Origin of the sequence: Streptomyces sp. NPDC091416, from assembly GCF_044756845.1 — a bacterium.
GTDB lineage: Bacteria > Actinomycetota > Actinomycetes > Streptomycetales > Streptomycetaceae > Streptomyces.
This window is the reverse complement of sequence record NZ_JBIVTU010000016.1, coordinates 66,155-79,109: the sequence shown is the minus strand read 5'-3', so window position 1 is coordinate 79,109 and position 12,955 is coordinate 66,155. Positions and strand designations below refer to the sequence as shown.

At 66.1% G+C, this 12,955-nt stretch carries 5 protein-coding genes; all 5 read right to left on the bottom strand.

Annotated elements, in window-relative coordinates; all coding sequences use genetic code 11:
- Window positions 1–12: 12 nt before the first annotated feature.
- Window positions 13–4,089 (bottom strand): UvrD-helicase domain-containing protein, encoded by a 4,077-nt coding sequence (locus tag ACIQMX_RS35360; RefSeq protein WP_402484273.1) that lies wholly within the window; start codon window positions 4,087–4,089, stop codon window positions 13–15.
- 423 nt (window positions 4,090–4,512) lie between these two features.
- A complete protein-coding gene (locus ACIQMX_RS35355; protein ID WP_402484271.1) occupies window positions 4,513–7,740 on the bottom strand; it encodes a type I restriction endonuclease subunit R in 3,228 nt (1,075 codons plus the stop codon).
- A 44-nt stretch (window positions 7,741–7,784) separates the two neighbouring features.
- Window positions 7,785–8,963: a restriction endonuclease subunit S gene (locus ACIQMX_RS35350; protein WP_402484269.1), complete on the bottom strand. Its 1,179-nt coding sequence runs from the start codon at window positions 8,961–8,963 to the stop codon at window positions 7,785–7,787.
- On the bottom strand, window positions 8,956–10,578 hold the full coding sequence (locus ACIQMX_RS35345) for a type I restriction-modification system subunit M (RefSeq protein ID WP_402484267.1): 1,623 nt from the start codon (window positions 10,576–10,578) through the stop codon (window positions 8,956–8,958). The genes ACIQMX_RS35350 and ACIQMX_RS35345 overlap by 8 nt, the downstream gene beginning before the upstream one ends.
- A gap of 17 nt (window positions 10,579–10,595) precedes the next feature.
- Entirely contained in the window at window positions 10,596–12,737 is a 2,142-nt protein-coding gene (locus tag ACIQMX_RS35340) for a hypothetical protein (RefSeq protein WP_402484265.1), read from the bottom strand.
- Window positions 12,738–12,955 lie beyond the last annotated feature (218 nt).

Here is a 12,955-nt window from a genome sequence, read left to right as displayed (position 1 = left end):
ACGGACTCCACGCTACGGCGGGGGAGGGACAGTACCGCGGTCCCCCAGAGCTTGGCTGACCTCGTTCCCGTCCCACCCATCGGATGTGCGCCAGATGAGAGAGACGCCGAGCACTTGGCGGACCGCATCCGAAGCCCACGCCTGGGCAGGCGGGGCGCACAGGACGAGAAACAGATGCTTGGCGTGCAGCCGCGAGGTGTGGTTGATCTCCAGGAGCCTGGCAGCCCCGGCACGCACGTCGGGGTGTGTCGTGCATCCGGCGCTGAGTACCTCGTAGAGCACGGGGCCGTCGTCGCCTGTGTACGTAAGGTCGATGAGTGCCGACTCATGCGATCTACGGCCAGCTCTGAGGAGAGTGGCCTTGAGCTCATAGCGCACAGCTTCGTGGGTGTCGCAGGCACGGTCCTCTTCCGCCGCACTGGCCAGCTCGTCGTGGAGTGAGCCGCCTGATCCCTTCGCAGCGGCCTCCGGAACAGCAGGAGGGGGCGGCAGAAGCGCCTGGTTGGCCCCGGCCAACGCGTCCGCCCAGCCGCTGTCCCGTACTGCCGATGTCAGTTGTTCGAGCGCTGGCTGATCAGCTGCGGTGACAGCGTCATGGGCTCGCCGCGCCAGGCTGCTCAACGCATACAACTGATCCGCCTCGGGCCTGCCCAGCGCCGTCCATACCTGGAGCCAGTCAGCTTGGTCCCTGCGTAGACAGCGATTCGCCATGCCCTTCAGGTCCGACAGATGGGCGGGTGCGTTCGCGGCGATTGTGCCGACCACGAGGTCGGGCAGAACGTTAAGTGCGGCCTGGTAACGCAGCGCCATCTGAGGCGTAATGGGGGCACGGCCGAAAGAGCCGGCTGAGACCAGCCACACGCCGGATTCCTCACCGAAGACCCAGACGTCGATTCTCTCGCCGGCCTTCGGCTCCGGTTCACCAGCGCGCAGGGAGAGCAGAAACCGGTGATTCCCGTATCCGGAGACGGACATGACTCGCCAGTGACGCCCGTCGCCGTGCTCTCCGACCCGGACTCGTAGCTCGTCGCCGATAGTCGGCAGGTCCGCATCGAGAGCGCCTTGGGGTTTGGGGACGGCTCGGATCTCGGCGTCCAGCATGGTGTGTCGTCGCATGAACTTGAGCGCACGGCCGTCCAAGGAAAGCGCCCAGGTCAACGAGGTGCCGATGATCAGAATCCGCTTTGGGCCAGTCACGATGGCGCCACTGTCCAGGTCGGCCCGGAGCGACGTCAGGAGCGCGGCCCGCACATCGTCCTGAGGGAACCCTTGGACTTCTGGAACGCACTCGGCGAAGAACGTCACGTTCTGCCCGCTGACGTGGATGTTGGCCACGTCGAGAGCTCTGATCGCGTCCGTGTCGGTCAGTCTTCCGGACTCCTCGGCCAATTCCCGTTGCCTGCGTTGCTGACCTGCGTACCTGGAGGGGATGCCGGCCTTGAATTGCGCGTAGCTGCGTTCTGCGTGCACGGTTTGGTAGGCGGTGACGGCCGAGGCGTCAGAGCTGAGGACGAACCGGTATCCGTCGAGGTCGAGCAGCCAGTAGCCATCTGTCTGATGGGCGTGCTGGGCTCGCTGCAGGAACTCCTCGATGTCTGCGCGGATCTCGCATTCGGCTTCCTGGTTGGTTCCTCCATGAGACGCGACGAACGACTTGATCACAGATGTTGTGACACGCAAGCGTCGGATCTGGGTTGCCGTCAGCTCCAGGCGGGCGTCGCGATCCGCGTCGCCCGAGACCGCCGGGTATCTACGGTAGCCGTTGGTCGGCAACGGATCCTGCGTCCGGTACCCGCCGCAGGGTTCCTTTCTGCACCATCCGTCTGCATGTGACGTCGTGTGTCTGCACCGATCGCCGCCGCTGTGGAATCGCGTGCACATCTGCTCACCGGGTGCCATGGCTGGTGCTGCATCTGCGCTGTCCGGGCTGTCGGCCTCCGGAAGAAGCGCAGCCGGCAGGGGTGATGTGTGCAGGATGGACAAGGACTGAGTGCTGCGAGTCAGGGCTACGTAGAGCTGCCGCAAACCCGCAGGGCCACGATCGGCGATGGTCGTCGGGTCCAGTACGAGGACGTGGTCGAACTCCATGCCCTTGGCCTGGGCTGCAGCTATCACCGAGATGGCTCGACGCACATCACGTGGGATGCCCTCCGCCTGCGCGATGCGTTGCTGGACCTGCTCCAGCCAGTCTGAGTCGTCAGGGACGATCAAAGCGATAGAACGCTGGGACCGTCCGTCCGAGCCGGCGAGGCCCGCCATCTGGGCCACAGCTTCGTCGAGCAGCTGCCATGGCGTGGTCTGTATCAGTCGGACCGCGTCGCCATCTGCGTACTTGACTGATCCGGGGAAGGGGACGGAAGGAGCAATCGCCCGGGCCAGGGGTGCGACGAACTCCATGATCTGTGCCGGCACTCGGTAGCTAATACGCAGCTCCTTCAAGTGCCACCCGTTCTTGCTAGCCAGCAGCTTCCCCGTCCGCTCCCAGTTGGCGTACTGGTGCGGCCCGGTCGCCTGGGCAAGATCACCCAGCACGGTCATCGAGCCATTGGGACAGCGTCGACGCAGTGACCTTGCCTGCATCGGTGTCAGGTCCTGGGCTTCGTCGATCACAATGTGCGGATACCGCCTGGGAGACTCGTCGGCGATGAGGAGGCGGAGTTCCTCCAGGCACACGAGGTCGTCGATGGTCCACGGCTCCTCGGCCGCGCTCTCGGCGGTGGGGCGCAGGAGAAGGGACTGCTCGTCCTCGGTCAGCACCTGGGAGGCGCTCTCGCGCAGCTTCTCCGGTGAGTTGAGCAGGCTGCGCAGTGCTTCTTCCGGGCTGAGTTGGGGCCAGGTTCTTTCGACGAGTGTGGTGACTACCCGATGCCGCTCGAGATCGCGGCGGACCGTGCGTTCCCGGCTGCGCTGTGGGAAGTCGGCTACAAGCACCGCGAGCAGCTGGTCAACCACCAGGTCACGGAAGCGGTCACGGCGTACTCGATAGCCGCCGGGACTGTTGCGGGCCTGGTCGAGGAGGGTCATCACGTTCGAGCGCGGCAGCCGAAGGGGGGCGCTACCAAGCGTGACGGTGACTTCCGGTTCCTCGTCCTTGATGCTCGGAACAGAGGCCAAAGCATCCACGGCATCCGGACGGTAGTTCCCTTCCACACGCCGTCGCAGTACGACTGCCATCCGGTCATCGGACTTGACTAGGCGTGTCTGGGGCGTATCTGTCCCACGGATCGGTCCTTCCCAGAGGCGCGCCAGTTCAACGGCGGTCACATCACGGGTGCCCAGGGTCGGCAGTACCTTGCCCACGTATTCCAGGAACCGGCTGTGCGGGCCGACGACAAGGATCTCCTCAGCGCGGAAGTGCTTGTTGTCGATCAGCCACGTCACCCGATGGAGACCTACAGCAGACTTTCCGGTGCCGGGTCCACCTTGGATCACCAGGACACCCTCGGGGGAGTCCGCGACCAGATCCATTTGGTCGGGCTGGATGGTCTCGACGATGTCCCGCATCCGGTCGGTTCGAGCGCGATCGAGTTCGAGGAGCAGGAACTCGTCAACCGCTCCCTCCTGCTCTTCGGCAGGCCGGAACAGCTCACCTGGAGAGGGGATGGGGCGAGCGGCGGTCTTCCCTGCTGCCTTGCCAGGAGTTCGCCGGACCCGGGAGATCTCGTCCCGGTAGTTCTTGACTGTGTGCCCGTCGCAATTCAGCTGTCGACGGAGCAGCACCTCCCCAGGCGCCGAGGGATGGGCCTGCCGCCAGGCTACGGCCTGCGGGTTCGTCCAGCGCACGACGACCTGATCCCGGGTTGCCACGTCGAAGACACTGCGTCGACCCACATACCAGGTCTCGGGCTGGTTCTCATCCGACTCTTGTGTGTCGATCCGCAAGACAACGAGCGCTTCCCCGTCCAGCCGGTACTTCAAGGCGTTGGATTCCGCCCCCGCCCGGTTGGCGATGCTGTCCTTCCCGCTGGCCGATGCCTGGGCGGAAGACCCGTCCGTCATCTCGGCAAGGCATGCTTCGTAGCACGCGTAGGCGCGGTCGACTGCCTTTTGTTCCGTGGCTATAACAGCTGACCGTGGTGACGTGCTCACGCTCTTCCCCTCCCGGCGGCGCTCCCCAGCGCTGCTGCGGACCATACGCCCGCGCCTCTAGCCAAGAAATAGCAGACAAGCCTCTACCTGGGACCACGTCTTCCTCAACGGAGACCGAGTGGGAGCCCGTCTCGCGTGAATGTCGCTTCTGCCGCCTCGGGTCAGACGGCGACGACTTGTCCGCAGGGCTGGTCAGAACCACGTAAGCCATTCCCAAGGTGACGCCCAGTCCAACCCGTGCCACCCCGTCCGCTCACGCGAGAACGGCCGGGCTGTCCGGGTTCCACTCGATGGCGCAGTGGTTTCTCGCTGGCCTGCCCCCCCCGGGACCCTGCGTCCAGAAATGGAGGTGCCGATCAGCCGCCTCGCCAGGAGGTGCTCCTGCCGAGGCGGCACTAGGACCGCGAGGCGCCACGGTCGGCGTCAGTTGTCAGGGACGCCGGTGGTGGACCACTCGTTGGCGAAGTGCTCCATCTGCTTCAGCACCAGGTCGACGGCCTCCCGGCGCCGGTCCGGGGGATAGTCGTTTCGGACCAGCAGACGCTTGATAGCGCTGCGGAGACCCGCGCGGACCGATTCACGGGCGATCCAGTCCGGCTTGAGCTTCTTCTGGACCTCCGCGACGAGATCGCGGGCAATACTCGCCAGGACCTCGTCGCCCATGAGTTCCTGCGCCGTGCCGTGGTCTGCCACGGCGTCGTAAAAGGCGAGCTCACGCCAGTTCAGCGGCGGGTCGAACTTCTCGCCACGACTAGCGTCTTGTACTACCTCTTTGGCCATCTCGACGAGCTTGGCGATGAGTTCGGCACTCGTATACTGCTGCCGCGTGTACCGGATCATGAGGTCCTGCAGACGCTCGGAGAAGGCCGTGCGGCGGACGATGTTGTGACGCGTGACCTCACGCATCTTCTGCTCGATAAGCCGTCGCAGTGCCTCCGCCGCCAGGTGCGGGGTGTCGCTGCCCTGGAGCTTGGCGACGAGCGCGTCGTTGAGATGCGTCAGGTCGGCCATCTCCAGGCCGGCCTCGGCGAACAGGTCCGATATTCCGCCGGTCTCGACCACGGACGAGGTCAGCTGGGCGAGGTACAGCTCGACATCACGGGCGACGGGCATGCCGCGGGCCTCGCGTTCCAGCGCGTCGAGCTTGGCCATGTAGGCGCGGACCTCGACGAAGAACTGGATGTCCCGCCGCCAGGTCGGGTGGTCCGGAAACCGCTCGCCGATGTTCGTGGCGCTAGCGGACAGCGCGTAGAAGCGCTCCAAACGGTGAGAGTGCTCGCGAAAGCGCCGGCCAACGGTCTGGTGGGGGTCGTCGAGCCTCTCCGGGTCGTTGCCCGGGGTACGCGGGTTCCGAAGGTACTCGGCGGCTCCGCCAGCGGCGTTGATGAACGCCTTTGTGGTCGGCTGTTCGAGGCGTGCCCGCCAGTTGAAGCCGCGCAGGATGTCGCTGAGGATGTCGTACTCGTTGCGCAGCTCGTCCAGCGCGCGGTCGAGGTCCTGGCCGAGGGTGCGGTCCTCCTGGTCGGCGTCCGTGTACTCGGCGATCGCCTTCTGCAGGTTCTCCGTCAGCGGCGCGTAGCCGACGAGCAGGCCGTCCTCCTTGCCGCGGAAGCGGCGGTTGACGCGGGCGAGGGCCTGCATCAGGTTGGCGCCCTTGAGCGGACGGTCCAGGTACATGGTGTGGACCGGCGGGGCGTCGAAGCCGGTCAGCAGCATGTTGTTGACGATGAGCAGCTCCAGCTCGTCGTCAGGGTCTTTGGCCCGGTTGATGACCGCCTTGCGCTGGCTGTCAGGCAGCGCGTGGACGAGCAGGTGGTCGTCGTCCTTGCGGGAGTTCGAGGAGAATACGATTTTCATCGCACCCTTGGAGGGCTCGTTGCTGTGCCACTCCGGCCGCAACTCGCGCAGGGCATCGTAGACCCGGACGCAGATCTCACGGGTCGCGCAGACGACCATCGCCTTGCCGGCGGCCCCGCCCTTCTCAGAGACGCCAACGAACGGTCCCATCCGTCCCCGCCGCTCCTCCCAGTGCACCACCAGGTCCTCAGCGAGATCCCTGACACGGGCTGGCAAGCCATACATGGCGTTCATCGTGGCGACGGCCGTCTCGACCCGACGGCGTTCGGTGTCGTCGAGACCGTCGGTGATGCGGTCGGCCTCCTCGTCGATCTGCGTCGGGTCGACGTCCTTGTCGAGGACGAGCTTGATCACGCGACCCTCGTGGAAGACTTTGACCGTCGCGCCATCATCGGCCGCCCTCTTGAGGTCGTAGATGTCGATGTAACCGCCGAAGACCTGCCGGGTGTTGCGGTCGGCCTCGGAGATAGGCGTTCCGGTGAAGGCGAGGAGCGTGGCGTGCGGGAGGGCGTCGCGGAGGTGTCGGGCGTAGCCGTCGAGGTTGTCGTAGTGGCTGCGGTGGGCCTCGTCGACGACGACCACGATGTTGCGCCGGTCGGAGAGCAGCGGGTGGTCGAACCCCGACTCCTTCTCCTCCTTCGTCCTGCCGAACTTCTGCAGGGTGGTGAAGAGGATGCCGCCGGTCCGCTTAGCCGCGAGCTCCTCCCGCAGCTTCGCCCGGGTCGCGACCTGGAGAGGCGTACCCGGGAGGATCTCGCTCTCCAGGAAGGTGGAGTACAGCTGGTCGTCGAGGTCGTTGCGGTCGGTGATGACGACAACGGTCGGGTTCAGCAGGGCCGGGTCGGCCATGACCATCGCCGTGGTGAGTACCATCTCCTCGGACTTGCCCGAGCCCTGCGTGTGCCAGACGACGCCGGCCTTCCCGTCACCGACTGCCGCATCCCGCACCTTCTCTGCGGCCCGGGTCACCGCGAAGTACTGGTGCGGCTTCGCGATGCGCTTCATTCGTTTGGATGGCACGAAGTTGATGAAGGACTGGCACAAGGAGAGGAACCGGGGCTGGGTGAATAGCCCGTGCAGCGCGAGATTCTGGCCCGAGTCGACCACCCCTTGGCCATCCGCGGCGAACGGGTCTATGCGGGCCCCGGACTCGTCCGTGTTCCACGGCGCGAAGTGCTCGTACGGGGTGAAGGGCGTGCCGTACTTCGCCGTGATGCCGTCGGAGAGCAGCACGACTGCGTTGTAACGGAATGCGGTCGGGAACTCCTTCACGTAACGGGCGACTTGGGAGTGCGCGTCCTGGAGCGTGGCGCTCTCGTCGCCGGCGCGCTTCAACTCCAGTACAGCGAGTGGGAGCCCGTTGACGTACAGGACGATGTCGAAGCGGCGCCGCTTCTCGCCGTCGACGACGGTGACCTGGTTCAGCGCGCGGTACGTGTTCCCGTCCGGGTCCGCCAGATCGACGAGGCGGACGGTCGGGTTGTGCTCGGCACCGAAGTCGTCGGTGTAGACGACGGAGCGGATGCCGGTCGTCAGGTAGCCGTGGGCGGTGCGGTTTTCCTCGTACGTGTCCTGCGACTCCGGAGTCGCCGCAGCAGCGACGGCGTCCCGTACGGCATCCTGGGGCAGCTCGGGGTTGAGCCGCTCGATCGCCTCCCGGAGGTCGGGATAGAGGATCAGGTCGTCCCACGACTCGCGGTGCCCGGAGCCGGGCGCGAACTTGTTGCCGGAGGCGGGCAGCCAGGCCAACTCGGCGAGCTCGTTGAGGGCGAGCAGTTCCCAGTCGGCTTCCATGGGGCGATGGTTCTGGCTTCCGCTTCCGCTTCCGTTGTCGTGCGTCATGCGTGGTCCTCGACAATCTTTTCGGCATCTTTGACGCGAAGGCGGCCGGACATGAGCTGGGGGAGGAGGGTGTCGCGGAGGGCGGCGAGGGCTTGGGACTCTTGCCGCGCCAGTGCCGCCCGGTTGGCCAGACTCCGAATCCCAGATCCAGTTTCACCGAACTGGCGAGGGTCAATTACCTTCGATTCCAGCACCTCGGCGGGCCGCACACGCTGGTGACTCTTCGAGGTTCCAGTGACCTTGGATGCTAGGTCATCCAGAAAGGCATGCTGTGCAGTAACTGCCCACAGCTCATGGGTGCTCAATTGCCCGCGAGGTGTCAGGACTAGGAACTCAGTTGATGCGAGCGACAGAACATTTGATTCTGGCGTGACATTCCAGACGCGGGGGATGTCAGGATTCAGTTTCGAGAGCAGTACAGCCGGTTCGCTAATGAGAAACTTGCCGCTCTTGATTGACTGAGGAGCGGCCCTTTCCGGCAGTTTACCGGCATCGAACGCGGGAAGGCTGTAGTGGTCGACAAAATCATCGGTGATCTCCTGCGGAGATACTTGATCCTTGCGTAGCGTGCATAGGTCAGTAAGGCGAGTTCGCCCCTCCCACTTTCCTTCGGCTGCCAACGCTAGCGCCAGGGCCTCGGCCGTACCAGTGATGCGCTCATTTACTTCGATCTTGTCATCCAGGGCCCCCAGTACCGACACAATCGCACGCTGATCGGCAAGTTTGGGAAGGTGGATGGGCCATGTCGGCATAGTGGCCAATGGGATTCTGTCCACCGTGGCGCCATGAATTGTGCGGGCGGCAATGGTCTCCTGAAACTCAGGCCCCAGGTACGCATAAAGTAGAAACCTCGGATCCACGCGGCCCGGCTTCGGCCGGAGAAGTCCCATACGTCGCCCAAGGCACGCCTGAACTTTAGGAGGCATGGCGGCGGCCTCGCCAAGACGCGTCTCGTAAGAGAAAAGGACGTCACCTTCTCGCGGAGTCACTCTGCGGGTCCACTGCCTGAAATCCTCTTCAGAAACGTGCGCTGATTCGGCCAGGTTGAGGCGCCCCTTGTTCAGGCTGGAAATGCTAAGAAACCAGGGGCCCTCTTCAATTTTCTTGGGAGTGGCATGCGGTCCGTCGAAAACGGTGGCGACGTCGCCGACGGTAGTCTCGATCCACTCAGACATCGATCCTCCCCAGCTGCTCCCGAACCACCGTCTCCAAGTCCACCGACCTGTTGAAAAGCCCGTACAACTCCTCCGTAAGCGCGACGATCCGACCCGCCACCGCCTCCGCCCCCTCTTCCTCCGCCGCGGCAGCCCCCACATACCGCCCCGGCGTCAGTTCGTACCCGTGTTCCCGAACAGTCGCAAGGTCAGCCGAGAAGCAGAAGCCAGGCTCGTCCTCGTACGTCAGCCCTGCCTCACGAGCCGACGTCGTTCCCCGCCACGCGTGGTACGCACCGGCGATCTTCGCGAGGTTGGCCTCCGTCAGCACACGCTCAGTACGGTCGGCCATCTCGCCCATGTTCCGGGCATCGATGAACAGGATCTCGCCGCGCCGATCGTCCAGTCTCTTCGCGCCCTGCGGGGACTTGTCCTTGGCCAGGAACCACAGACACGCAGGGATCTGTGTCGTGCGGAACAGCTGGGCGGGCATGGCGACCATGCACGCCACCAGGTCGGCCTCCACCAGCGCCTGGCGGATCTCACCCTCGCCGCTCTGCCGGGAGCTTACGGAGCCGTTGGCCAGGACGACGCCAGCCGTGCCCCGCTCGCCCAGCTTGGAGATCATGTGCTGGAGCCAGGCGTAGTTGGCGTTGCTCTTCGGCGGTACCCCGTACCGCCACCTCGGGTCGCTCTCGTCCCTCGCCCAGTCCTTGATGTTGAACGGGGGGTTGGCCATCACGAAGTCGGCTTTGAGGTCGGGGTGCTTGTCGTCGGCGAACGTGTCGCCCCAGCGAGGCGCGAGGTTGCCATCGATGCCGTGGATGGCGAGGTTCATCTTGCCCAGGCGCCAGGTGCGCTCGTTGAGTTCCTGGCCGTAGACGGCAATGTCCGCTTTGTGGCCGCGTCCCTGATGCGCCTCGATGAACTTGGCCGCCTGGACGAACATGCCGCCCGAGCCGCATGCTGGGTCGTAGACCCGTCCCTCGTACGGCTCCAGGATTTCCACGATCAGCCGGACGACAGACTGCGGCGTGTAGAACTCGCCGCCCCGCTTGCCCTCGGCGCGCGCGAAGTTGCCGAGGAAGTACTCGTACACCTCGCCCAGCACGTCCTGTGCGGGCTTGTCGCCGGTGCCGCCGAAGCGGGCGTCGCTGATGAGGTCGACGAGTTCGCCCAGACGCTTCTGGTCGACGTTGTCGCGGTTGAAGATCTTTGGCAGGACGCCCGTGAGCGAGGCGTTCTCGCGCATGACCGCGTCCATCGCGTCGTCGAGGAGCTTGCCGACGCCCTGGCTCTTGGCGTGGGTGGCGATCCACGTCCAACGGGCGGTCTCTGGCACCCAGAAGACGTGGGCGCCGGTGTACTCGTCCCGATCCTCCAGGAAGTCGTCCATCCGATCCTCGGTGATGCCGTCATCTGCAAGTTCCGTGGCCAGCTGGGAGCGGCGCTCGTCGAAGGCGTCGGAAATGTACTTCAGGAAGATCAGTCCGAGGACGAACTCCTTGTACTGCGCGGCATCGATGGAGCCGCGCAGCTTGTCGGCGGCCTTCCACAGGATCGCCTGGATCTCCTTGGCAGTGGAGGCGCTGAACAACTCCGCCTGGTCGGTGGGTTTCTTCGCAGCGGTAGCCATGGGGCGGACCGTCTCCTTCAGTCGTCGGTTCCGGGGAGGTTCTGGAGGGTGAGCGTGCCGTCGGCGAGGCCGGCGGCGGTGAGGCGGACCAGGTCGTCGAGAGCGGCGGACTGCTCCCGCAGGAGGTGCGCGCGGCTCTCGATCTCCGCGAGCACGGAGTCGAAGCGCTGGGCCTCGCGCCTGCTCAGGTCAGGGATGAGGAGGTCTTCGATACCTCGCGAGGCCCGCACCGCGCCACTGGTACGCGCGTACTCGGCGGCGGCCGACCGCAGCAGTGCTGCGAGTACCCGTGGCAGCACCGGCGGGTCGGCGTCGGGGTGGACGCGGAGGATACGGGCCGGGGCAGCCACCAGGGATAGGCCCGCTTCGTCGACGTAAGTGCCGAAGCGGGGGCTCGTGGTGACGACGATGTCGCCCGGCTCGGTGAACAGGGCGTGTTCGTAGCCGGTGAGGAGGACTCCGCGGTCGATGCGGCGTCCGCCCGGGCGTGCGATGCCGAGAACCTCATCGGGGGTGAGCACGGTGTAGTGGCCGTCTGCCGTGAGGTGTTCGTCGGCGAAACGGTGCCCGGGGCGTCGGCGCAGGCGCCGGTCGTCGAGGAGCCGGCGGACAGTGGTGCGTCGCACCGGCTGATCGTCGGGCCGCAGCACGGCCTGTGTGCTCAGTGCCGTGCGCAGGTCAACGCGCTGCCGGACCTGCTCGTGCAGCTCGGTCAGGCGCTGCTCCAGGGCGCTGATGCGAACCGGACGCTCGATGACGCCACGGGTGTAGCGGGCCATGGGCGGGCGGTGCTGGGTGGTGAAGGCGGCGCCCGGCCGGTCGTCGAGGTCTTTCGCGGGGACGATCACCGCGCGGCGGGGTTCGTGGTGACGGTCGCCTCGCCAGCGGGAGGCGCGCCAGATGGTGATGTCCTCGGCGAGCACGTCGAGGACCACGTCGGTGAGCGGCTGCGCGGAGTAGTCGGCGAGAAGGACCAGGCCCGTACGGTGTTCTGCCGGGGTGCGGGCCAGTACCCAGAGGGCGGTGCGGTAGCCCGGACGGTAGGGGAACGCGCCGTCGGGGAGGCTGACCGCGGCCTTGAGTAAACCGTTCCGGAGGAAGGATCGGCGCAGACGATCGGCCTCGCTGTGCCCGGGGAACGGGCGGACGAGCACGTCAGCAGGGCCGAGGACGACGGCTGTCGAACCTTCGTCGAGGTAGTCGGTGAGCGCCTGCACCTGCTCCAGCACGGACTGCGGGCTGCGGTTCTCCGCCGATTCGTAGGGGAGGAGACAGATCAGCAGATGAGGGTATCCCCAGTCGTCGACGGGCAGATCCTCCCCCTCGGTGACGCCGAGGTCGAACTCGTTCACTCCTCGGACGAGCATCCGGCGGCGGACCAGGCGGGCCCGCGCCGGGTCGGGGTCGGCGGCAAGGTAGGTGTGGCCGGAGTCCTCGGCGGCCCGGGCGTGCAGTGCGGCGAGCAGGTCGCCGGAGCGTGAGTGCGGGGTGGCGACGACAGAGGCTTCGTCGAGGGTGTCGACGCCGGACAGGGCTGCGAGGGCGCGTACCACCGCCGGGGTGGGCTCGTCCGCGGCCAGGTCGTGGGATCCGAGGCGGCGGCGGGCCTCCAGGACCCAGTCGAAAGCCTCGGCGGGGGTGTAAGCGGCCTCGGTCAGCTCGTCGGCCAACGCGGTCAGCTCGGGGCCGATGCGATCCGGCTCCGGTACGGCACTCAGCTCGGCCGACAGAAACATGTCCTCGGGATCGAGGTCGTCGGCCTGGGTAAGGACCGCGTCCCAGCTCTGGCCCGAGAGGGGGACGTCGAGTTGCCGGCGCAAGCAGATCAGCGCGGTCAGCGCCCCCACCAGGACGGAGGCGGAAAGGGCCGGCGTCCGCCAGGCGGCCAGGGTGTACAGGGCCAGTTCGCCCCGCAGGTGGCGGGGATCCGCGTTGCCGCGCCCCGTCGTCGTCAACCAGTCGACGACCGCGCGTGCGTCGAACAGGGGTCGCCCGTCCTCGTGGGAGACGGGAGCGGGAAAGTCCGGGTGTCTGCGGCTCCATGTGGTGGGAACGGGCCGACGCACCTTGGCGAGGGTGGCGATTTCCGCATATGTGATCCGCCAGACCGGCAACCCGGGCACGATGGGCGGCACGGCCTCTTTGCGTGTGCTGGTCACTCGTCTCGCCCCCTTTGTATTGGCCCCGGTAGGACGTCCATGGCCCCGGCAGCCCTCGGTGGGGTGCTAGCGGCAGGCAGAACCCTACAGCGAAGGAAAAGACTCAAGGAGAGGGAAGCTGATAACCCCGGTTATCAGCTTCGCCAAAGGTTTTTGAAGCCTGTCGGTCCCACTCTGGTGCTCGTTCGACGCACCGGCACCTGGTGCTCACTGCAGTC